The sequence below is a fragment of the Campylobacter suis genome, from assembly GCF_905120475.1.
In the GTDB taxonomy this organism is placed as follows: Bacteria; Campylobacterota; Campylobacteria; order Campylobacterales; family Campylobacteraceae; genus Campylobacter_A; species Campylobacter_A suis.
Genome location: NZ_CAJHOE010000003.1, coordinates 120640 through 142512, shown reverse-complemented (window position 1 = coordinate 142512; position 21873 = coordinate 120640). Strand labels below are relative to the sequence as shown.

Annotated in this window: 23 protein-coding genes; 5 read left to right on the top strand and 18 right to left on the bottom strand. The window is 37.2% G+C overall.

The window, feature by feature from the left end; genetic code table 11:
• Window positions 1-5: 5 nt before the first annotated feature.
• From LQV35_RS06950 to gatC, 4 genes are read right to left on the bottom strand one after another with little or no spacing between them, the layout of a single operon-like run.
• Window positions 6-476 (bottom strand): Fur family transcriptional regulator, encoded by a 471-nt coding sequence (locus LQV35_RS06950; RefSeq protein WP_230057149.1) that lies wholly within the window; start codon window positions 474-476, stop codon window positions 6-8.
• Window positions 476-1099 (bottom strand): CvpA family protein, encoded by a 624-nt coding sequence (locus LQV35_RS06945; protein ID WP_230057148.1) that lies wholly within the window; start codon window positions 1097-1099, stop codon window positions 476-478. Before LQV35_RS06945 ends, LQV35_RS06950 begins: the two co-directional genes overlap by 1 nt.
• A 1-nt stretch (window position 1100) precedes the next feature.
• Window positions 1101-2156 carry a type IV pilus twitching motility protein PilT gene (locus LQV35_RS06940; RefSeq protein WP_230057147.1) on the bottom strand — a complete coding sequence of 352 codons (1056 nt, stop codon included), beginning with the start codon at window positions 2154-2156 and terminating at the stop codon, window positions 1101-1103.
• 9 nt (window positions 2157-2165) lie between these two features.
• Window positions 2166-2453 (bottom strand): Asp-tRNA(Asn)/Glu-tRNA(Gln) amidotransferase subunit GatC, encoded by a 288-nt coding sequence (gene gatC / locus LQV35_RS06935; protein ID WP_230057146.1) that lies wholly within the window; start codon window positions 2451-2453, stop codon window positions 2166-2168.
• 120 nt (window positions 2454-2573) lie between these two features.
• On the opposite strand from gatC, the gene LQV35_RS06930 reads away from it, so the two are divergent.
• Genes LQV35_RS06930 through hisG form a run of 5 tightly spaced genes read left to right on the top strand, consistent with a single transcriptional unit; the run spans window position 2574 to window position 5685 of the window.
• A complete protein-coding gene (locus LQV35_RS06930) occupies window positions 2574-3134 on the top strand; it encodes a hypothetical protein (RefSeq protein WP_230057145.1) in 561 nt (186 codons plus the stop codon).
• Entirely contained in the window at window positions 3131-4132 is a 1002-nt protein-coding gene (locus LQV35_RS06925) for a PQQ-like beta-propeller repeat protein (RefSeq protein WP_230057144.1), read from the top strand. The genes LQV35_RS06930 and LQV35_RS06925 overlap by 4 nt, the downstream gene beginning before the upstream one ends.
• Entirely contained in the window at window positions 4132-4464 is a 333-nt protein-coding gene (locus LQV35_RS06920; RefSeq protein WP_230057143.1) for a hypothetical protein, read from the top strand. Before LQV35_RS06925 ends, LQV35_RS06920 begins: the two co-directional genes overlap by 1 nt.
• Entirely contained in the window at window positions 4451-5074 is a 624-nt protein-coding gene (locus LQV35_RS06915; protein WP_230057142.1) for a type III pantothenate kinase, read from the top strand. Before LQV35_RS06920 ends, LQV35_RS06915 begins: the two co-directional genes overlap by 14 nt.
• Window positions 5071-5685 carry an ATP phosphoribosyltransferase gene (hisG, locus tag LQV35_RS06910; protein ID WP_230057141.1) on the top strand — a complete coding sequence of 205 codons (615 nt, stop codon included), beginning with the start codon at window positions 5071-5073 and terminating at the stop codon, window positions 5683-5685. The genes LQV35_RS06915 and hisG overlap by 4 nt, the downstream gene beginning before the upstream one ends.
• A gap of 57 nt (window positions 5686-5742) precedes the next feature.
• On the opposite strand, the gene LQV35_RS06905 is transcribed toward hisG, so the two are convergent.
• From LQV35_RS06905 to gatA, 14 genes are all read right to left on the bottom strand, one after another.
• Entirely contained in the window at window positions 5743-6384 is a 642-nt protein-coding gene (locus LQV35_RS06905) for a hypothetical protein (RefSeq protein ID WP_230057140.1), read from the bottom strand.
• A 159-nt stretch (window positions 6385-6543) separates the two neighbouring features.
• The gene (pyk, locus tag LQV35_RS06900) at window positions 6544-7992 is read right to left on the bottom strand and encodes a pyruvate kinase (protein ID WP_230057139.1); all 1449 of its coding nucleotides are present in this window, start codon (window positions 7990-7992) and stop codon (window positions 6544-6546) included.
• 68 nt (window positions 7993-8060) lie between these two features.
• Window positions 8061-9857 (bottom strand): response regulator, encoded by a 1797-nt coding sequence (locus LQV35_RS06895; protein WP_230057138.1) that lies wholly within the window; start codon window positions 9855-9857, stop codon window positions 8061-8063.
• Window positions 9858-9968: 111 nt separating this feature from the next.
• Window positions 9969-11876, bottom strand: a complete 1908-nt coding sequence (locus LQV35_RS06890) for an EAL domain-containing protein (protein WP_230057137.1) — start codon at window positions 11874-11876, stop codon at window positions 9969-9971.
• 74 nt (window positions 11877-11950) lie between these two features.
• Complete coding sequence (locus LQV35_RS06885; RefSeq protein ID WP_230057136.1) at window positions 11951-14170, bottom strand: endonuclease MutS2; 2220 nt, start codon at window positions 14168-14170, stop codon at window positions 11951-11953.
• On the bottom strand, window positions 14163-14516 hold the full coding sequence (locus LQV35_RS06880) for a hypothetical protein (protein ID WP_230057135.1): 354 nt from the start codon (window positions 14514-14516) through the stop codon (window positions 14163-14165). Before LQV35_RS06880 ends, LQV35_RS06885 begins: the two co-directional genes overlap by 8 nt.
• Window positions 14506-14967: a hypothetical protein gene (locus tag LQV35_RS06875; RefSeq protein ID WP_230057134.1), complete on the bottom strand. Its 462-nt coding sequence runs from the start codon at window positions 14965-14967 to the stop codon at window positions 14506-14508. The genes LQV35_RS06880 and LQV35_RS06875 overlap by 11 nt, the downstream gene beginning before the upstream one ends.
• Window positions 14967-16274 carry a UDP-N-acetylmuramate--L-alanine ligase gene (murC, locus tag LQV35_RS06870; protein ID WP_230057133.1) on the bottom strand — a complete coding sequence of 436 codons (1308 nt, stop codon included), beginning with the start codon at window positions 16272-16274 and terminating at the stop codon, window positions 14967-14969. The genes LQV35_RS06875 and murC overlap by 1 nt, the downstream gene beginning before the upstream one ends.
• Window positions 16275-16299: 25 nt before the next feature.
• Window positions 16300-16887, bottom strand: a complete 588-nt coding sequence (locus LQV35_RS06865) for a DNA-3-methyladenine glycosylase I (protein WP_230057132.1) — start codon at window positions 16885-16887, stop codon at window positions 16300-16302.
• Window position 16888: 1 nt separating this feature from the next.
• A complete protein-coding gene (locus tag LQV35_RS06860; protein ID WP_230057131.1) occupies window positions 16889-17710 on the bottom strand; it encodes a carbon-nitrogen hydrolase family protein in 822 nt (273 codons plus the stop codon).
• The gene (xseB, locus tag LQV35_RS06855) at window positions 17703-17885 is read right to left on the bottom strand and encodes an exodeoxyribonuclease VII small subunit (protein ID WP_230057130.1); all 183 of its coding nucleotides are present in this window, start codon (window positions 17883-17885) and stop codon (window positions 17703-17705) included. The genes LQV35_RS06860 and xseB overlap by 8 nt, the downstream gene beginning before the upstream one ends.
• A 10-nt stretch (window positions 17886-17895) precedes the next feature.
• A complete protein-coding gene (gene metX, locus LQV35_RS06850; protein WP_230057129.1) occupies window positions 17896-19005 on the bottom strand; it encodes a homoserine O-acetyltransferase MetX in 1110 nt (369 codons plus the stop codon).
• Window positions 19005-20453 (bottom strand): IMP dehydrogenase, encoded by a 1449-nt coding sequence (gene guaB / locus LQV35_RS06845; protein WP_230057128.1) that lies wholly within the window; start codon window positions 20451-20453, stop codon window positions 19005-19007. The genes metX and guaB overlap by 1 nt, the downstream gene beginning before the upstream one ends.
• 4 nt (window positions 20454-20457) lie before the next feature.
• Window positions 20458-21816, bottom strand: coding sequence for an Asp-tRNA(Asn)/Glu-tRNA(Gln) amidotransferase subunit GatA (gene gatA / locus LQV35_RS06840; protein WP_230057127.1), 1359 nt, complete (start codon window positions 21814-21816; stop codon window positions 20458-20460).
• Between the last annotated feature and the right edge of the window lie 57 nt (window positions 21817-21873).

Below are 21873 nucleotides of genomic sequence, written 5' to 3'. Positions count from 1 at the left end.
TTTTACTATTTGCCTTTTATATTGTCTTTATTACATTTTTCGCAAATTCCATATAACTGCATCATGTGCCCAGTCAGCTTAAAGCCGTGCTCTTTTGCAATAGCAAGTTGACGCTTTTCTATAACCGCGTCTTCAAACTCGATAATAAGCCCGCATTTTCTACATATCATGTGATCATGATGGGGCTTTGTAGCAAGTTCGAATTTCTTACCCTGAGAGCCAAAGCTAATAGATGTTACCATCTCGGCCTCTTCTAGTAAATTTAGCGTCCTATAAACGGTCGCAATACCCACATTTAGGTCAGGATAGTTCTCTTTAATAAACATATAAAGTTTTTCAGATGTAAAATGCTCTTCATTATTATAAAGCGTTTTTAGTAAAACTTCGCGCTGTTTTGTATATTTTAAGCCATTATCACGAAGCACTCGTTTAAATTTTTCTAAAAGTGCGTCATACTCTAAATTTTCAATACTCATCAATTCTCCTTTGTTACATTTACATCTAAAGTTAGGTTATTATCTATCATAATATCTTCATTTTTGATAATCTCATCACTCTTATTATCCTCTTTTGTAAGTGGAACGATAGCATTTTCGACATCATTTTTAAGTGCCTTTACATCGATATTTGCTATCCATTTTCCAGTCTTTAGCAAAATAGGATAAACCTTACTATCTTTAAAATACTCCTCAACCTCGTCGCTTAGGTTGGTATTTGAAATAATAGCCAAAACCGCAGAAAGTGTCAAAAAGACCTTTGCGCTACCAGCCACAAAACCTCCGAGCCTATCTAAAAATCCCAGCCCACTTGCACCAACAAGCTTTGAAAGAAATTTGCCGACCAAAACACATAGTATCCAAAAAGCTATCCAAACCCCAACAAAACTTACAAAATCAAGCATTGATGGATTTTGTATATCATAGATGTTTGACTTTATAAACTCTCCAGCTTGCGCAGAAAGGCGACTTGCAAGCACCAAACCACCTATAAGTCCAACTAGTCCAGCAAACTCAGTGATGATGCCTCGCACCAAACCCATAAGCCCAAGTATAAGTATCGCACCGATGACGATAATATCAAAAAACATTAATCCTTGCATTTTACATCCCTACATTTAAATTTAAAATTTCTTGTGTGTTATTTGCGTACTCTAATGCACTTTGTTGCGTTATAAGTCCGCTATTTACGGCTTTTGTTAGTGCAAAAGCCTGCGTTTGCATACCACTACTTTGACCTAACTGCATCTGCGAATATATCTGATGCGTCTTTCCTTCACGAATAAGGTTTGAGATAGCTTGATTATTTATCAAAATTTCATGCACACAAAGCCTTGCGCCACTTATTTTTGGTACTAAATTTTGTGAAATTACTGCAAGAAGAGAGCCGCTTAACATACTTTGAATCAATGCTTGCTCAGCCCCAACAAAGCTATCAAGTATGCGGTTTATGCTTGAGATTGCGGAGTTTGTATGAAGTGTGGCAAGCACAAGGTGTCCAGTCTCTGCGGCACTTATGGCTGCTGCCATACTGTCTGCATCCCGCAACTCTCCGACCAATATCACATCTGGATCTTGCCTAAGAGCTTGCTTTAAAGCATTTGCGTAAGAGGTTGTATCTGAGCCTAAATTTCTATGCGAAAAAAGTGATTTTTTGTTTGTATGTATAAACTCAACTGGATCTTCTATCGTTAAAATATGCTTTGCCTGAGTTTCATTTATCTCATTTAACATCGCTGCCATTGTGGTGCTTTTGCCACTTCCAGTAGCGCCAGTTACCAAGATAAGCCCTTTTTGTCGACGCACCATATGCCTTAAAATATCTGGCGAATTAAGGCTACTTAGAGTTGGAATTTTAACTGGAATTTTCCTAAAGTTAGCTGCCATCTTAGACTCATTTACTAAGTAAAAATTTGCTCTAAATCTAAAATTTTTATATCCAAAAGAAAAGTCAAGCTCTTTTTTGGACATAAACTCACACTTTTGAGATTCATTTAAAAGTGAAAAACAAAACTCATGCAACTCTTCATCGCATAAATTTTTATCATCTAATGCCACTAAATTTGAATCTATCCGAAGAAATGCTGGCGAGTTTGCAACCAAGTGCAAATCGCTAGCTTCCTTTGAGATAAATTTTTCAAATAGCAAATTTTCTTGCACCAAGCAGTCCTATTCTATTATCTTTGGAACAGCAAAGAAGTTGCCCTCGCGATGTGGAGCATGAGCAAGTATAGAGCGCACCACATCACTTTGCTGTGGAGTATCTTCGCGCAACGGAGTGGCTGCATTTATCGCACTTACAACTGCCTCATCTTGACTTAAGTCAAGCTCATTTAGCACCTCAACAAAATTTACTATCTCGCTAAGCTGTTTTTTTATCTCTTCGCGCCTGTCATCTGAGACTTTTAATGACGAAAGTTTTTCTAATTTATTTAACAAAGTATCATCGATAACCATAAATTTGCCTTAATTTATCAAAATTTGTCGCCATTATATCACATTTAAGCTTATTTTTTTGCTGTTTTAAATTTTATTATGCTACAATTACGGCTAAAAATAAAACAAAAAGGAAAAAATTTGGCAGTAAAAGACGATATTAAAGTCATCAAAGATGAGCTAAGTACTGAAGAGCAGTTTTTAGAAGGGATGATAAAAGGCGAAAGGTTTTTAAAAAAGTACAAATTTGCATTGATAGGCGTAGCTGTTTTAGCAGTAGTTGCTGGCGTTGGATATTATGTATTAAAGAGCATAGAGCAAAGTAATATGGCAAAGACAAATATAGCATACAACAAAGCCCTTGAAAACGATACAAATGCTCTAAATTCTCTAAAAAATGACGCTCCTTCACTTTATGCGCTTGCAAAATTTAAAGAATTTCAAGATAAAAATGACACACAAGGCGTAAAGTCGCTTATTAGCGCTGATATAGATCCGCTTTTAAAGCAAATTTTCTCAGCCTATGCAGGCGAAGCAAGCGGTGCGATACTGGCTGATTATAGCTTGTTAATCGATGGCTACGAACTTTTAAAACAAAATAAAATAAAAGAGGCAAATGCCGAATTTAGCAAAATCAGCGCAGATTCGCCTCTTACAAATATAGTTAAAAATTTACAGCACTATCAAGGGATAAAACAATGAAAAAAACACTACTGCTTGCCGTGATTTCGGCACTTGTCTTGACTGGTTGTGGCTCAAAAAGGGAGTATTTTGATCCTGAAAAAACAGATGGAGACATAAGATTATCAAAAGATCTGCCCGCATCAATCACTCATGTTACAAACGGTGGTGCGACGCTAAAAAATGGCAATATCGTGACAAAAGATGGTCTTGAAAATGATGTAAAACTCGAAAAAGGATACTTTCTTCTAAACAAAAGCGAGGATAAGATCATCTCCACAAACATACAGGGTGACTTAAAAATAACCGACACAACAGGAGCCGAAATTTTTATCCGATCTTTTCCAGCAGCCATAGTTTCGGCAAATATTGAAGGAAATTTGCTAGCTGCTGTAAGTGCTGCAAACCACATATATCTTATCGATATTTATAATGCAACTATACTAATGGAGTATCGCTCAAGTGAAATTTCAGCTGTTGATTCAAGAGTTGCAGCTCCGTTTTTCCTAAACACCATCATCATCTACCCATCACTTGACGGTAAAATTTACATCGTAAATAAAGCAACATCGCAAATCATAAGTGACATCGTAGTAAGCTCAGAAAATTTCTTTAACAATGTTACATTTTTAGATGTTGTTGGTGATTACATGTTTGCGGCTACTGCAAAGCGCGTTATCTCTATAAATCCATCAAAAACGACCTACTTTGACGGCGAGATAAAAGATACGATAGTTCACAATAACAATATCTTTGTCTTGCAAAAAGATGGCAAGATAACAAAACTTGACTTTGAACTAAATAAACTAACTGATAAATATTTCAAATTTGCTATTTTTTCAGATGTTACAGCACATAATGACAGTCTTTACATAGTTGAAAAAACTGGATATCTTATAAAGACGGATACAAACTTAAATAGTGCACAAATTTTTGAACTAAGCGGAGAGCTAGAAGATAAGAGTTTTACTGGCAAAAATGCCTTTTACTATGATGATGAGTATGTGACTTTTGAGTAATGGACACTCAAATTTTAAAGCTTTTTGAAAGCAAAAAAATATTTTTAAAAGATCTAAAAAATCTTGATGTGAGCGAGTTTTCTCGCTCAAAAACTCTCAAAATTTTCTTTGGTGTTGATCTAAAGGGCTTTTATACCATCGTCTTTTTTCGTTTTGCAAAGTCAAGACTTTTAAAAAAAGAGAGCCAAACCCTAAACGAGCTTTGTGCTAAATTCGAAGCTAAATTTGATACAGCAATAAAAAAACGCATACTTTTTTACAGCTCGACTGCTTGTTCAAAGGCACTAGATGAGCTAACATCATCTGGCTGGAAGTGCCATGAAGCTTTGTGACATCGGCAATACAAATGCCACTTTTTACGAAAATGGTAAGATAACTCGTGTTAAAATAGAAAATTTTAGCACCGACTCAAACCAACCTGTTTATTTTATAAGCGTAAATGACAGCCTAAAAGAGCGCCTAAAAAACGCTAAAAATTTTATCGACCTTGAGCCATATTTTGAACTTGACACGATATATCAAGGCATAGGCATCGATAGGATTGCGGCATGTTATGGGATAAAAGATGGTGTGGTTGTTGATGCAGGAAGTGCGATAACAGTTGATATTATGGCAAACTCCATCCATCTTGGTGGCTACATTCTGCCAGGTATAGCTGCTACACTAAAGGCGTTTGAAGAAATTTCACCTAGACTAAAAGTAGTTTTAAACTCACAAATTGAGCTCGAGGCGTTTCCTCAAAAAACAGCTGACGCTGTAAGCTATGGCATTATAAAGCCCATCATTACACTAATATCAGCTATCGCTTATGATAAAAGCGTCTATCTTACGGGAGGAGACGGCGAGTTTTTAGCAAGATTTTTTAAAAATGGAATTTGCGACAAAACGCTTGTATTTCGCTCAATGCAAAGATTAATAAACGAAAAAGGACTACATAAATGATAACTATCGCGCTTCCAAAAGGCCGCATAGCTGATGAAACTCTTGAAATTTTTAGAAAAATTTTTGGTGGGGCATTTGAATTTGAAGACAGAAAACTTATTCTAAGCGAAGGACAATTTAACTTTTTAATGGTAAGAAACCAAGATATACCCACCTATGTGACAGAGGGCGCAGCAGACATCGGTGTGGTAGGGCTTGATGTGCTTGAGGAGCATCAGCCAGATGTTGTGCGGCTACTTGACTTGCATATTGGAAAATGTCATGTCTGCGTAGGGATAAAAGAGGGACATGAAATAGACTATACTCAGCCTGAAATTCGTATCGCAACAAAGATGCCAAATATAGCACGCAACTACTTTGCACAAAAAGCAACAGCACTAAAGATCATCAAGCTTTATGGTAGTATCGAGCTTGCACCACTTGTTGGGCTTAGTGATGGTATCGTTGATGTAGTTGAAACTGGCACTACAATGAAGCAAAATGGGCTAAAAGTAGGAGAAACCATAATGACAAGCTCAGCTCATCTGATCGCAAATAAAAACAGCTTCATCATAAAAAAGGCTGAAATTTTAGAACTTTACGCAAAGATAAAAAATGAGATAAAAAGCTAGATTTAAAAAAGCATAAAACTAAAAAACCAAGCCAAAACGGCTTGGTTTAGATAAATTTTAAAATTTATAGTTATAACCTAAGTATGGTCCATAAGCCGTCTCTTTAAATTTAAAATTTGCACTGCCTATGTCAAAGTTTTTATATTTAGTATATTCAGCCTTTACGCCAAACTCAAGCTCACTTTGCTCATCAAAATCATAAAGTCCACCGACCTTTCCGCCAACTACCCAGCCTTTAAGATTTTTAGCATAAGCACCGCCATAAGTTATACCATTGCTTGTTATAGGCATATTTAAATCAATGTTAGCTATGGCTAAACCAGTATAAACACCCAGAAGAGCTCTAAAATTTTGACTTAGCTCGGGAGTAAAATCAACACCAACCAAAAGCTTATGCTTTTTCCAGTTTATGTTATAGTTATCGTTTGTGCCACTGATTTTTCCGCTTTCAGATGCTTTTGTATCATAGACATAAGAGCCGTAAATTCTATAACTTTCTAAGTCTTGACCGATTTTAAAACCTATATTTGCCCTGGTATCATCTGGTTTTCCAGACATTATGGCTTTATCATCATCAATATTTCCTTTAAGTATTGACTTATCATAGCCTACCTCAACTCCAATAAATCTATCCTCAGCCATTACGCCCACTGCTAAAAACGAGCCAAGCAACAAAGTTTTTACAACAATATCTTTCATACAAAAAACTCCTTTTAAGAATTTATATATTAATTATGATGCCTCTCCGCTTAAAAATCAATAAATTTCTATTAAAAATTAATACTTTATAAACTAGTATAGATAAAGCTGCATAAAATGAGTAATGGCTCGCTAAAAATACACAAGCGAGCCTAAAATTTATAGTTTTTGTGAGAGATAATAATCTATCTGATCGCGCCTTAAAATTCGCATAAAGTTAGTGCTTCCCTCTATGCCAGTAGGGTAGCCAGCAGTGACTAAGTAGCTCTTATCATGATCTATAAAACCGTCATTTACTGCGCGCTGAATTGTATCTACAAGTAAATCGCTAAGCTTATTTTTCTCAACAACAAGTGCTGGAGTTACACCCCAAGCAAGTGTAAGTGCATGAGCCGTACTTTCATCATGAGCAACGGCAAAGATGTCAATATTTGGGCGATTTCTAGCTAGTTTTATGGCTGACTTTCCAGACGATGTGATAGAGATCATCCCATCAAGCTTTAGCCTTACAGCTAGAGCTGCTGCGCTTGATGATACAACATCAGTCTCATCAAGAAATTCATAAGTGTCAAATTTATTGTATGGGTATATGTTTTGAGTTTGAACTATTGTATTGCTCATAGCTTCAACAACTGCAACAGGATTTATGCCAATAGCACTCTCTTCACTTAACATAACAGCGTCTGTGCCATCAAGCACAGCATTTGCCACATCGCTTATCTCGGCGCGAGTAGCAGTCTCATGCTCCGCCATACTTAACATCATCTGAGTGGCTGTGATGACTGGCTTGCTTGCTGCATTTGCTTTTTGGATGATTAGTTTTTGGATAGTTGGCACTTGATAGTAAGGCACCTCTATGCCAAGATCACCCCTTGCCACCATGATACCATCGCTAACCTTAATAATCTCATCGATATTTTCTACCGCATCAAATTTCTCGATCTTTGAAAGAACGCTTGCGCGAGAGCCAAAGCTTTTTAGTATATCTTTAGCCTTTATCACATCGCTTGCATTTTGCACAAAACTAATAGCAACAAAGCTCACTCCACACTGTGCACCAAATTCCATATCTGCTCTATCTTTTGGCGTGATAACTTCGATATTTATCTTGGTATTTGGAAAATTTACGCCTTTATTTGAACTTAAAGTGCCATCATTTTCGATGCGCGTCTCAACCACATTTGAGCCAGCATTTATGACCCTTGCACGGATACGACCATCGTAAAGATAAACATATTCATCGCTTCTTAGCATAGCTAAAATTTGCGGTTGATTTAGGCAGGTTTTAAAGTGATTTTCACCAACTTTTACACCCATAATCTCATCGGCATAGATATCAAGCCTATCGCCAGCTTTTAGCTCAAATGGTGCTTCAAGCTTGCCAATACGAACTTTTGGACCGCAGATATCTTGCAAAATTCCTAACCTTAACCCAAGTCGTTTCTCTACTTCACGAATTTTATCTATATTTTGCTTGTGATACTCATGCGTGCCGTGGCTAAAATTTAGACGAAAGACATTTACTCCTGCTTTTACCATGCGTTCCATAGTTTCTATGCTATCGCTTGCTGGTCCTAGTGTAGCTACGATTTTAGTTTTTTTGACCATATCTGCTCCTTTTTGTTTGACATTATAACACATTTTAGGAAACATTTTGATATCAAAATAAGCCAATTTTAGACATAAACATCTATCTTTTGATAAAATTTATCCTCTGGTTTTATCTCGCTAAATTTGATGAGATCATTATTAAAAAGCCTTTCAAGACTTGAAAGAGTAAAAAGCTCGTTTTGATTTAGCTTTTGTGCCATGAGATAAAATTTACTATCATATTCACCCATCTTAAACTCATTCACTCCAAGCTCCCAAAAAGCTTTAAACTCAGCCTCTATTAGCGTTTTAGATAAATTTTGCACACCAAGCTCTGGTACTGGAGCTATCTTGATGTCTAACTTTTTGACAAAAGCACTCTTTCTTTTGCCATTTTGCACATCATTTAGTTTGCCTGTATCTTCATATATCTTATCGACCACAAGCTCCCTGCCACTATCAAATTTTAGCCTTATTCTGCCATCATTTTCACGCTTCATCGCAACAACTGCGTCAGTATCTTTTAAGGCGTGGGCTGAGCCTTTTGGGTCATTATCAAAGCGACGCTTTAAGCTCTCTAAATTTCTTAAGCTCATTTTCATGCCAGTATTTTGCTCAAATTCACGCTCCATAGCATTTAGCCTTGCTGACTTGGTAGAGCTAAGTTTTTTAATAAGCTCATCAGCATCACTAAGACCGCTGCTTTTTAGCTCGTTTGAAAGTTTTGAAATTTTCTCATTATGCTCATTAAGCTCAGATTTGTAGTCTTTATAAAAAGTCATAAAACTCTGTTTTTGGTAATTAATATAAGAAAACTCTCTCTTATTTGCATTTTTTTCTGAGATGATTGAATTAAACTCGTTTAACATCTCTTTTCCATCTAAATTTAGCTTTGCGTAGGCAAAATTTATATACTGACTTTTTTCATGAAAAACACCATTTCCACGCAAATTTATCCAGCCATCAGGTCCAGCAAGTTTACTAAAAAGCTCATCTGTCTCAGCCTCACTCATCTCTTTATAGCGATACTCTGGTTTAAAAAGGGCGTAAGGATTTGAGGCATTGTGACTTATACGATAGTCAAATTTATTTGGATCAATTAGATAGTCCGCTAATATATTTTTCATATCGGCATTATGCGCTTTTATGTTTTCTTGGTTTTTGTTTATAATCTCTGTTTTTATAAAATCTACGAGATTTATCTGACGAACAACATCACTTAGACGAGCTACTTTTTCATTGCCATCAATATCATAACCGCGAACTTTTAATTTACTAAAATTTTCATCATTTATATCCAAGACACCATCTCCTGTGGTATCAAAATTTATAAGATACATATTTGCATTTATCTCTCCTGCCCCCATTTTATCGCCATCATCAAAGGGGTCAAAAAAGACCTTAACATCGCCATAAGCTGTTTTTAATATACTTGAAAGACCATACTCATTAATGTTGTGAATTTTAGTATCGGCTGAAACGATCGCAGTTCTATTTTCGGCAAATATAGCGTTTTTATCATCATAAACAGACATGTGAAAGTCGCTTGCGCCTATTTGCTCAAAATAACTATGCGTATCTATGCCATTTGAAATTTCATATCTTGTAGGAGATTCTACCACGCCACTTAAAACCGCTCCATCTTTACTTAAAGTTGCGTATCTAGCAAGACTTGAGCCAAGCTCTTTGCTTTGTGTGTCATTTATTCTTGAGCCTGAGATCGTGGCATTTAGGCTTTCTAAAATTTGTGTTTTTACGCTATTTTTTAATGCGGTTTGCTGCTCTAATTGAAGGTCTATCTTATCTATATTTGTGACTTTTTGCAGTGAGCTTGAGCTGATATATCCTAAATTTAATGCCGCCATAGACTCTGTAATATTCATCATAAATCCTTTTTAATGAAAATACTAGGCTAAATATCGTCCGAATTTAAAAAATATTTATAGCTTTGTGAAAAATAAGTCGCCAAGACTAAAGCCCTAGCAACTTAGTATTTACATTGTCTTATCGCTTGGAGCACCAAGGTAAAAGCCTTGATACTCATCAACGCCAAGCTCTTTACAGATGTCAAAAACCTCTTTTGAGTGGATGTATTCTACGATAGTTTTAATACCAAGATCTTTAGCAAATGTCACTATAGCGCGAGTTATAGTATATGAGTCTTTGTTTGTGTCGATATTTTTGATGATAGAGCCATCGATCTTGATGTAGTCTGGGTTTAGTTTTAGTATATATGAGAAATTCGAGTATCCAGAGCCAAAGTCATCGATGGCTATCTTTGCGCCCATATTTTTGACCTTGTCTATGAAATTTTCAATACGCTCAGCATTTTCGATATTTTCATCTTCAACTATCTCAAAGACTAATCTCTCAGCGACACTAAACTGATTAAGCAACCTTACAACATGCATGCTAACATCGCCATCTATCATATCTCTACCACTTAAATTTACGGAGAGAACTAAATTTTCATTTTCGTTTAGTCGCTCAACCGCCTTTGAAATTATCATCTTTTGCAGTTCAGCATAGCGCTTTATCTGCTTTGAGGTTGATAAAAAGATGTATGGCGAGATAATCTCCCCACTATCCATTATACGAATCAAACACTCATACTTAACGATTTGAGAGTTTATATCATAAATAGGCTGATAAAACGGCACGATATTGTTGTTTATGATAGCCTTGCGAATGATATTTGAGCGGCTTATCTGCTCAGCATACTCGTCTGATTTATTTAGCCCTTTAAAGTAGCAAACAAAGTCTTTTTTAAGTAGTTTTGCCATCTTTAAAGCTGTCAAAGCTTTCATCAAAGTATCATCTTTATCAAGAGCAAAACCTATAGTTGTGTGAATTTCTATATCGATATTTTCGCCATTTTCATCTTTTATGGTTACTATCCTGCCTTTAAAGCGATTTTTAAGCTCATTGGCTAAATCCTCGTATCTATCTATGAAAAAATCTCCATTTTCAAACAAAACAAACTGATCTGCTGATATGGTATAAAGCTTCATATTTTCATTTTTTGCAAATTCACGAAGAAGCTCAGTAAGATACAAAAGAAGCCTATCGCAAACTATTTTTCCATAGTATGTGTTCATCCTACCAAAGTCATCTATATCAAGAACGATTATCTTTGGTTTTTTGCTAGTAGCGATATCATTTTCTAAGGCATTTTTATTTAAAATTCCAGTAAGTGGATCAGTGTAAAGATTATTTTTAGCTGATTTTAGCGACCTTATGGATCTTTTTTTGTGGCTAACAAATTTCTCACGCAGCCTTAAAAATCTCATAGAGATCCAAGCATACCAAACAAATGCCATAAATGCCGTGCTTGAGCTTGCGATAAAAGAGATAGACATATTTTTTATCAGCCACTCTTTAAAGTCAGGGTCATCCATGCCACTTAAAGTTTGAGAAAAGATGTAATTAAAGCCAAATATATACTCTCCGGCCCTTTGAAAAATACACATGCTAACTCTATTTTCTGGGTGCATTACTTTGTGTGTGTATTTGTTGTTAAAATTATGTGAAGCAAGGTCATTTCCACAACCATGATGTACAAACTCATCGCCTGGTTGAAACTGAGCATCTGGCGTTGATACAACTCGTAAAACACCGCCAGCATCAAATTTTAAAAGATATGTTTGATACGGTAAATTTAAGTCTTTATAAATTTCATCAAGTTTTGTAAGCTGGCTAGAGTCGTTTTCTAAATTCAGCCTACCTGTTATGCCCTCCATAACAAAAACAGCACGCTGCTTATAGTCGATATATACATCACTTTTAGCTTGAGAGTACTTAAAGTAAAATATCAGTCCATTTATAATACAGGCTATAAAAATGAGCCAAAAACCAACAAACATCATACCATTGTATCGATATAGTTTATACTTTTCGTTCACAGTTTCACCTTGTTATTTTGCTATATTATAGCACCTTTTAACTGAAAATTTAAATTTTTCTTCAATTTAAGCCTTTAAAGTCGTATAATCTTTGCCCCAAAGCCGCCTTGATTGGGAGGAGCATCACTAAAGCCTTTCACGCTCGGATGTGATTTTAGAAAATTTTTAACCGCCCAAGCAAGCCTTCCAGTGCCTATACCATGATAAACCTGCACCTCATCAAAACCTAAAACTAGGCTATCTGAGATAAATTTATCCAGTCTTTCGATAGCCTCATCCGCTCTTAAACCATGCAAATCAAGAGTAACACTTGCTTTCTTTGGCCTATCCACATCAAGCTTTACTGCTGGCTTTGGAGTAATGACTGGTGCACCGTTTTTGCGCAACTGCGTTAGTGGCAAACGAAGCCTTATCCCCTCACTAAGTACTACAGCTTCATCTTTTGCAATACTTTGAACAATGCCTTTTACATTGCCATATTTTACACTATCGCCTACTTTTAGCTCTTCAAATTTTTCTGCTTTTGGTTTTTGGATAGCTTTTTTGCTCTCGTTAGCTTTATTTATAGCTCGTTGCTTATCTTTTGTATCGGCTAAATTTACTGCTTTTTTTGCCTCATTTATAGCGTGAAAATACTCTTTTTCAAGACGACTAACGATCCCATCGATACGCTTTTGCTCACGCTCTTTTTGCTCTTTTAATTCATCTATAAGGTTAGCTAGCTTTTTCTCTTTTTTGCTTACCTCATCAAGCTCATCTTTTAGTTTACTCTCTAAATTTAGCGTTTTTGTGATGATCTCATTTAAATTTTCCTTCTCAAGTCCATAAATTTGCTTTGCATCAGATACTAAATTTACTGGTATGCCATATCTTTGTGCTGTTTCAAAAGCGTAAGACTTGCCTATGGTGCCTTTTAAAAATTCAAATTTTGGACGCTGAGCCATCTCATCATAAAGTGCGGCAACTAGCTCAACTTCATCATTTTTAGAAAGTAACATCGCCAAACGCTTATGGTGCGTTGTGATGATAAGCTTTATATCTTGGGCTATAAGCCGTTCTATGATGACGCCATAAAGGCTAGCAGCCTCTTCAAAGTCCGTACCAAGCTCTATCTCATCAACGCCGATAAGTAGCGACTTTTTGTTAAAAAGCTTTGAAAAATGAAGCATCCTTCCCGCAAATGTCGAGATGTCATTTCGCACATTTTGAGGATCTTCAATAATCGCGTCAAATTCTTTAAAAGTGCCTATTTTGGAGCCTTTTGGGTTAATGGCAAACGGCAAAAGATACTTAGCTAAAAAACTTGCTGTGATGATGGATTTTAAAAGCATAGACTTTCCGCCCGCATTTACGCCAGTTATCAAAAGCACTTTTTTAGCAAAATTTACGCTAACTCGTTTTGGGTTTTTAAGTGCTGGATGGGCAAATTCATTTAGTATAATATCGCTTGAATTATCACTTAAAATAAAATTAAAATCAGCTCTTTTTGCCATCATTACTCGTGCTTGATAGGCATCAAACTGATCAAACGCGCTATTTATAAATTTTAAAAACAACAAAGACTTTGACATCGCCAAGCTAAGCCGCTTACAATGCTCATAAATAATCTCCTCGCGCTTATCCAAAAGCTCGCTTTGCTCCTTTTTTAGACGCTCTATAGCGCTTGGAGTTACATAAAAATATCCGCTCGAGCTTCTGGCAATGACAACACCTTTTAAAGCGTGATTAAAACCACCTCGCACAAGCAACGCCTCTTGTGAGTTTATAAAATGCACCTGCGTATCAACAAGATATGGAGTGATACTTTTTGAGCAAATAATGCGCTTTAGCTCACTTTCTATCTGCTGTTTTTTGCTAGCAAAAGCTATCTTTAAAGCACCAAAACGCTCATCAACACTATCTTTAAGCTCACCGTCCTTATCAAAACTCTTTGCAAGCTCACTCATGGACTCTGGTATTTGTATCTTTGCAAGCCACTCACCAAGTCTTGCATCAAAACCAAGAGTACGCAAATAACCAAAATAGCGCAAAATTTTTGCAAATTCATATATCTCGCTAATATGCAAAGTGGCTTGTTTGCTAAGTCTCATAAGCGCATCACTAAGATCTATACTTTTTTGTGGCGACTCAAACTCATGGCGTGAAAGCTCGCTGATATTTTCAAAGTGAATTTTGCTATCTCCAGCTAAAAAAAGTGGCTTATCTCTGGCTAAAAATGAGCCAAATTTCTCAAAATACTCGCCCAGATCAAGCTTTGCTATAATCGCTTCAAGTTTGTTTTCTTGCTCACTCACTTGCTAGCTCACAATCTGAAATTTTAACAATAACACCATTTAACTCTGCAAATTCACGCTTTGGCATAAAACAAGCTGTGCCAAATTCATAGTTAAATCGCATTTTATCAACTTTTTTATCTGCGCAAACTAGCGTCTTACCTTGATTAAAAGCTCCTAAGAGCAAGGCATTTTTGCTCTCTTTTTTGCTAACTTCACTCTCATAAAGATAGGCAAAAATGCCGGTTATAAAAAAACCAACCGTTATAATGGTTTTTGCCTTTTTACTAATACTTTCATCTTTTATCATCCAAATCGCCACTAAAAATAGCGCAATACCAGCAAAAAACGCAATCTCACGAATCACTTTGCACTCCTTGCAAAACACCAAGCTCTATTAAAATTTCTTTATAAATGGTTGGCTTTTCTTGCATTTTAGAGATAATATGCTCCTTTATATCCTTTGTGGCTTCTTGAGCTAGTAAAAACTTTACCGCCATATAAACCGCATCTGGCAACATAAGCAAAATTTGCTCTTTATCTAGCTTTTGAGAGCGAGCTAAAGCTATATTTATATCTTTTTTATTAAGTTTTATAAGGTTTGTTATCTGTAAACTTTCAAGCTTTTTTGTGGCTATAAGTTCTAAAATTTTGCCCTCATTTTGAACATCAAAATTTTCTAAAATTTCTTTGTCATCGCCTATCTCATCTGCTTGCATTGTTTTTGGCAAAGTCTCTGAAATTTCTTCTAGCTCCTGAGTGTTTTTATCACTCTCAAGCTCATTTTCGCACTCTATCTGCTCTAAAATTTCACTCATTAAAAACCACCACGAAGTTGTACACTAATATCGCCCGCACCAAAGCCTATCACAAGACCATCGGCTAGACGATTTTTTACACCAAACTCATCGATAAACTCAAGCCCATCTTGCGTTCGCTCAACACGATCCGTAAAAACAGCGTTATACTCCTTAAATTCAGCCTTCATGTCTATATCCACTGGCATTTCTCCCGCAGCATAAACAGGAAGTATAACAAGCTCATCAACACCCTTAAAACACTCTTTAAAGCCTTGCAAATTTGCACTTAGCCTTGTATATCTATGTGGCTGAAAAACTGCAACGATACGAGAAAGCCCAAGCAGTTTTGCATATTCAAAAGCCGATGTAAGCGTGGCTTTTATCTCTGTTGGATGGTGTGCATAGTCATCTATTAAGACAAAATTTGAATTAGCCAAAAGTATATCAAAACGCTTTTTTATCCCTTTATAAGCAGCAAAATTTTGTTTAGCTTGTTTTAGTGAAATCTCATCAAGAGCAGCAAGTATGGCAAGACTAGCGTCAATAGCTATATGCTCGCCCATACCATAAGCCTCAAAACGCCCAAGATGTTTAAGGTTAAAGCTAGTATATGGCTGATAATCACGCACAACCATCGTCATATCAGTGATATCAATACTTGGATAAAGGCGGATAGCGTCAAGCTTTAGCGTGCTTAAAAACTCATCTTCTGCATTTATCACACGCACTTTTGCGCGCTCTAAAAAGCCACGATATGCTGCATAAAATTTCTCAATATCATAATCATAATGCTCCATATGTTCAGGCTCAGCATTTGTGACGATAGCTAGATATGGGTTTGAGTTAAGAAAACTACTATCGCTCTCATCGGCTTCAAAAACGACATTCTCGCTTGGAGCATAGCGCATATTTGAGCCAAACTGTTTTGAGACTGCGCCAATGATAGCTGAGCCCTCTATAAGGCTTGAAAGCATTGCTGATGTGGTGCTTTTGCCGTGTGCGCCAGCAACTGAAAATACCTTTTTATCATTTAATACAAATGGCAAAATTTCCTTACGCGAATAGCACTGTATATTTTTAGATTTTGCCTCAGCTAGCTCGATATTCTCAGGCTTAATAGCTGCTGAATAAACAACAAAATCCTGATCTTTTATCGCCTCTTTGCAGTGTGGCGTTATGACCTCTATCCCCTCAGCTCTAAGCTCTTGTGTGGTTTTACTCTCTTTGATATCTGAGCCACTTATCGTATATCCTTTTTCATTTAAAAATCTAGCAATCGCCGATATACCTATACCGCCAATGCCTATAAAATGAACTTTTTTCAAATTTTATCCTTTTTAAAACTCAAATTTACTCGCTGCCTTTGCCCTTGCAAAAACACCAATCCAGATGATCATCTACCACACCAACACTTTGAAGTAGTGCGTAAACGCTAGTTGAGCCTAGAAATTTAAACCCTCGCTTTTTAAGCTCTTTGGTAACAAAATCACTCATAGGTGTTGTGGCTGGGATTTGCAAAGCGTCGTTATAGTGGTTAATAATCTGCTTTTGATTAAATTTAGGATCAAATTTTACTAGCAAATTTTGCCATAAATACTCATAAAACCCGCCAAACTCAGCCTTTATCTCAAGATAAACTTTAGCATTTGACACAAGTGCTTTTAGCTTTGCTCGGTTTCTTATAAGCGTGCTATCTTGCATAAATTTTTCTATCTTATCATCATCATAAAGTGCTATTTTGCTAGCATCAAAGTTATCAAATGCTGTTCTCATCGCTGATCGCTTTTTTAATATACCAGACCAACTAAGCCCAGCCTGAAAACACTCAAGGCTTATCATCTCAAAAAATTTATTCTCATCCTTTAGCACCTTACCCCACTCATGATCGTGATGATAGATGTCAAGCTCGCTTTTATTAGCCCATGTACAGCGCAACATCTCACACCTTTAGCTTATTTTTTATAGAGCCAAAGCCCCATATAGCCCTTTGGTTTGCAAGCTCTTTTTTATCTATATCAAATATCAAAATTCCCTCTTCATCACCAAGTCTGTTTTGTATCTCGCCAAGAGCATTGCATACAAAACTATCTCCATAAAATTTCCATATCTCATTTTGTGGTTTTTTATCATTTTGCTTTGGTTTTGGCTTATATGCACCTATGCGATTTACTCTAGCTACATACATGCCTTGCGTAAGTGAACGAAGTCGCAAAAGCTTGTCCCAGCGCGCATTGCTCTCAAAAGTACTTGCAGTAGGAACGATTAGTAAATCAAGATGTGCTTTAAAACTAGCAAAACTTTCATCAAAATAAGCCTCATATCCACTCATCACGCCAACTCTTAAATTTTCAAACTTAAAACTTAAAAAATCGAGCTTTTCACCCATTTTATTAGTAAAAAATTTAGCCTCATTCCAGTGCGTGTAGGGCATTAAAATTTGTTGCTGGGTAAATTTATATGAACCATTTGTAAACTTTGCAAAACCTTTTAAAAAACCTTTTGCATTAAAAACCACAAGTGGAGCTATAATGCTTAGCTCATATCGTTTAGATAGCTCACAAAGTGTGCGTTTTTTTTCATCGCTTTGCTGTTTTATGATATTTTTTGGCATATTTTCAAGCTCTTTAAAAAAGCTATTTAGGACATATTCTCCAAGCACAACGAGCTTAGCTCCCCTATCCTTACAAATTTTAAGGTAATAATCAAGCCTGGCGTCGCTTAACGGCAGTGTGGCTAACTGTAAAATCGCAATCTTACTCATCAACTTGCTCTATACTAAGTTTTGCACTTTCAAGCATTACTCTAGCCTCATCAAGCAGGGCTTTTCCTTGTTTATGTAAGGCAAGGCTCTCTTGTAAATTTAACTCCTCTTTGTCAAGTTTTGCCAAAATTTCTTCCGCCATTTTTATCTTATCTTCAAAAGTTTGCTCATTCATATCTTTTCCTTTATTTTTTTTCAAGTGCGCGTTTTATATACATATCAAATTTATCTATCTCCACTAAAAACGCATCATGCCCATAATCGCTGTTTATCTCGATATATTCGCACTGTTTGGCTCTACCCATATCGCAAAATACATCATAAATTTCACTCATGCATTTTGGCGGAAAAAGCAAATCCCCACTAAATGAAATAAGCGTCAAATGCGACCTTATAGGTCTTAGCGCATCTTCTAGTGTATCGTAATGACGAGTGCAGTCAAATATGTTCATCATTTTTGTTATATAAAGATAGCTTAACGGATCAAAGCGCTTTGGAAAACCATAGCCGTTATACTCCATGTAAGTATCGACTGAAAATCTTCCAAAAAGCTCATAAAGTCCATCTGTTTGTGCATATGTTCTGCCAAATTTCTCATCCATTGAGCTTGGATGTAAAAAGCTAATATGCCCAGCCATACGACCATAAGCAAGCCCCAAAAGTCCTTGCTCTTGGATAGTTTTTTCATCGTAGTTTCCGCCTTTAAATGCTGGATCATTTTTTATCGCTTCTATGGCTATTTTATTAAAAGCTATCGCCCAAGGTTTAGTTTGATAAGTGCTGGCTAAAATGATAGTATGTTTAGCAAATTCTGGAAATTCTATTGCAAAGCAAAGCGCCTGCATGCCCCCCAAACTACCGCCAATAACTGCATGCGCATGCGTAATACCAAGCTCATTAAAAAGCTTTATCTGCGCCTTTACCACATCACTTATCGTTAAGACTGGGAAATTTAGGCGATATTGCTTGTTAGTGCCTGGTTCGATACTTAACGCAGAGGTCGAACCATAGCAAGAGCCAAGTATGCTAACGCAAATAACAAAAAATTTGTCCGTATCAACACCCTTGGCACTTCCAACAAGTCCGTCCCACCAACCAAATTTGCTCTCACCCTCATATCGCCCAGCAACATGATGGCTGCCAGTTAAAGCATGACAAACAACTACAATATTACTTTTGTCTTTATTTAGACTACCATAAGTCTCATAAACTAGCTCAAATTCTGGCAAAATTCGGCCGCTCTCAAGATAGAGCGGTTCACAAAATTTTCGCCTGCCAGTTTTTAATGAGAGCATTAATTTACTTTATAGTTTGGTGCTTCTTGCGTTATAACAACATCATGCACATGGCTCTCTTTTAGCCCTGCACTTGTAATCTCAACAAATTCAGCCCTCTCCCAAAGTGTTGGTATATCTTTTGAACCCATGTATCCCATCGAACTTCTAAGCCCGCCAACTAGCTGATGGATAACATCTTTCATACTACCAGCAAAAGGCACCCTGCCCTCAATACCCTCTGGCACTAGCTTATCTTGGGCTGTGCCTTCTTGAAAATAGCGATCAGAACTACCTTTTGTCATCGCGCCGATAGAGCCCATGCCTCGGTAGCCCTTATACTGGCGACCTTGAAAGGTTATAATCTCGCCTGGTGTCTCCTCACATCCTGCAAGCAAGCTACCTGCCATAACGCAACTAGCCCCAGCAGCAAGTGCTTTTGCCACATCACCTGAATACTTTATACCACCATCTGCTATAATCGGTATATCATATCTTCTAGCTTCTTGCGAACACTCATCAACAGCAAAAACTTGCGGAACGCCAACACCTGCAACTATACGAGTAGTACAGATAGAGCCAGGCCCAATACCTACCTTTATACCGTCCGCACCAGCCTCGGCTAGGTCTTTGACAGCTGCTGGATTGGCGATATTTCCAACAACAACATCAACAGTAAATTTTGACTTTATCTCTTTTAATGTATCGATAATGCCCTTTGAGTGACCGTGAGCCGAATCCATAACAATAACATCAACACCAGCATTTACAAGAGCCTCAACCCTATCAAGTTGCCCAACGCCAACTGCTGCTGCTACGCGTAATCTACCATAAGCATCCTTATTTGCATTTGGGTACTCTTTTCGCTTTTTAAGATCTTTTATGGTTATAAGCCCATCCAATCTACCATCTTTATCTATGATAGGTAGCTTCTCTACTCTATTTTGACTAAAAATTTTCTCTGCATCATCAAGCGTGCAGCCTTTTGGTGCGGTAATAAGCGGTGCTTTTGTCATGCGCTCTTTGACAAGAGTTGTTTTATTTGTTTCAAAACGCAGATCTCTGTTGGTTAAAATTCCTATCAATTTATGCTCACTATCAACCACTGGAACACCAGAAATATGTAGCTCAGACATTAAATTTAAAGCCTCGCCGACAGTGGCGTCTGGGCTTATAAATATAGGATCTATGATGACGCCACTTTCGCTCTTTTTAACGCGCCTTACCTCTTTTGCTTGGCTTTGGATGTCCATATTTTTATGAATAACTCCAATGCCTCCAAGCCTTGCCATCATGATAGCAGCACGGTGTTCAGTTACTGTGTCCATGGCTGCTGATACGATTGGGATATTTAAAGTTACATTTTTGCTAAAACGAGTGGCTATATCGACTTGTTTTGGTAAAATTTCGCTATATTGCGGAACTAGCAACACATCATCAAATGTCAAAGCCCTTTTTACTACTTTCATCATTTTATCCTTTTATTAAATTTTCCAAGCTATATGCCCCGTCTATCACGCCCTGCTCATCATAAGCCCTACCTATAAGCTGAGCCGAGATATTTAACCCACTTGAATCTTTGCCAACAGGAACTGAGATGGCTGGAAGTCCAGCAAGATTAACGCTGATAGTATAAATATCGCTTAAATACGCAGTCAGCGGATCTTTCATCGCTCCAAATTTAGGTGCAGTCGTAGGTGCGACTGGCATGAGAATAAGGTCATTATCAGCCAAAATTTTCTCATACTGGGCTTTAATATGCGCCCTAGCCTTTTGTGCCTTTATATAATAAGCGTCATAATACCCACTACTTAATACAAAAGTCCCTAGCAAAATTCTTCTCTTAACCTCATCACCAAAGCCCTCAGAGCGCGACTTTTCATAAAGCTCTTTTAGATTTTTAGCCTCAGCTCTGCGTCCATATCTCACACCATCATAACGACTTAAATTTGCGCTTGCTTCAGCAGTTGCGATGATATAGTAAGTCGCCACATCATACTTTGAATCCTCAAAATTTGCGTAGTTTATGGTATGTCCGTTTGATTTTAAAATTTCCACTGCCTTTAAAAGGGCGTTTTTTGTCTCATCACTTGCGTTATTTACATAGTTTTGTATAACGCAGATATTTAGCTTCCTGCTTGAGCTTATCTTATCAGCAATGCTTTCGCAAGGCAAATTTACGCTCGTGCTATCATGCTCATCATGCCCTGCGATAATGTCATAAAGTATCGCCGCATCCTCTACATTTTGTGTTATCGGCCCTATCTGATCAAGCGAGCTTGAGTAAGCTCCAAGCCCATAGCGACTCACTCTACCGTAAGTTGGCTTAAAACCTACACAGCCACAAAATGCCGCTGGCTGGCGTATAGAGCCGCCTGTGTCTGAGCCAAGTGCAGCAACAGCAAGCCCAGAGGCAACAGCAGCTGCCGAACCACCAGAGCTACCGCCCGGAACATGAGCGTGGTTTAGGGGATTTAGGGTTTGTCCATAAAAACTACTTTCAGTCGTGCTTCCCATAGCAAATTCATCCATATTTGTTCTACCAAATGGTGATAAATTTGCAGTCAACATCTTTTGTATAACAGTTGCATTATAGGGCGCGATATAGCCTTGCAAAATTTTTGAAGCAGAAGTTATCGCCCAATCTTTAACCTGTATGTTATCTTTTATCGCTACTGGCACACCTTCTCCAAGCTTTGCGAGTGGTAAATTTGCTAGCTGTTCGACATATGCGCCAAGCTCTTTTTGTTTAAAAATTTTTGTTTCAAGCTCAGAACGAAGAGCCTTTATCTCCTCGCCAGAGAGCTTTAAAGCCTCTTTTAAAGTTATCATCTATTATCCTTAAATTTATTTACAAAAATTATCCCAATGGCAGTTAAAGCACACACT

Bases quoted from the DNA above. Each gene is read 5' to 3' on its own strand.
- pyk (WP_230057139.1), bottom strand. From the start codon at position 7,992: ATGGTCAAAAAAACTAAAATCGTAGCTACACTAGGACCAGCAAGCGAT.
- LQV35_RS06915 (WP_230057142.1), top strand. From the start codon at position 4,451: ATGAAGCTTTGTGACATCGGCAATACAAATGCCACTTTTTACGAAAAT.
- guaB (WP_230057128.1), bottom strand. From the start codon at position 20,453: ATGAAAGTAGTAAAAAGGGCTTTGACATTTGATGATGTGTTGCTAGTT.
- LQV35_RS06920 (WP_230057143.1), top strand. From the start codon at position 4,132: ATGGACACTCAAATTTTAAAGCTTTTTGAAAGCAAAAAAATATTTTTA.
- xseB (WP_230057130.1), bottom strand. From the start codon at position 17,885: ATGAATGAGCAAACTTTTGAAGATAAGATAAAAATGGCGGAAGAAATT.
- metX (WP_230057129.1), bottom strand. From the start codon at position 19,005: ATGCTCTCATTAAAAACTGGCAGGCGAAAATTTTGTGAACCGCTCTAT.
- LQV35_RS06925 (WP_230057144.1), top strand. From the start codon at position 3,131: ATGAAAAAAACACTACTGCTTGCCGTGATTTCGGCACTTGTCTTGACT.
- LQV35_RS06865 (WP_230057132.1), bottom strand. From the start codon at position 16,887: ATGTTGCGCTGTACATGGGCTAATAAAAGCGAGCTTGACATCTATCAT.
- LQV35_RS06950 (WP_230057149.1), bottom strand. From the start codon at position 476: ATGAGTATTGAAAATTTAGAGTATGACGCACTTTTAGAAAAATTTAAA.
- LQV35_RS06905 (WP_230057140.1), bottom strand. From the start codon at position 6,384: ATGAAAGATATTGTTGTAAAAACTTTGTTGCTTGGCTCGTTTTTAGCA.
- LQV35_RS06945 (WP_230057148.1), bottom strand. From the start codon at position 1,099: ATGCAAGGATTAATGTTTTTTGATATTATCGTCATCGGTGCGATACTT.
- gatA (WP_230057127.1), bottom strand. From the start codon at position 21,816: ATGATAACTTTAAAAGAGGCTTTAAAGCTCTCTGGCGAGGAGATAAAG.
- hisG (WP_230057141.1), top strand. From the start codon at position 5,071: ATGATAACTATCGCGCTTCCAAAAGGCCGCATAGCTGATGAAACTCTT.
- LQV35_RS06860 (WP_230057131.1), bottom strand. From the start codon at position 17,710: ATGAGTAAGATTGCGATTTTACAGTTAGCCACACTGCCGTTAAGCGAC.
- gatC (WP_230057146.1), bottom strand. From the start codon at position 2,453: ATGGTTATCGATGATACTTTGTTAAATAAATTAGAAAAACTTTCGTCA.
- LQV35_RS06895 (WP_230057138.1), bottom strand. From the start codon at position 9,857: ATGAATATTACAGAGTCTATGGCGGCATTAAATTTAGGATATATCAGC.
- LQV35_RS06875 (WP_230057134.1), bottom strand. From the start codon at position 14,967: ATGAGTGAAATTTTAGAGCAGATAGAGTGCGAAAATGAGCTTGAGAGT.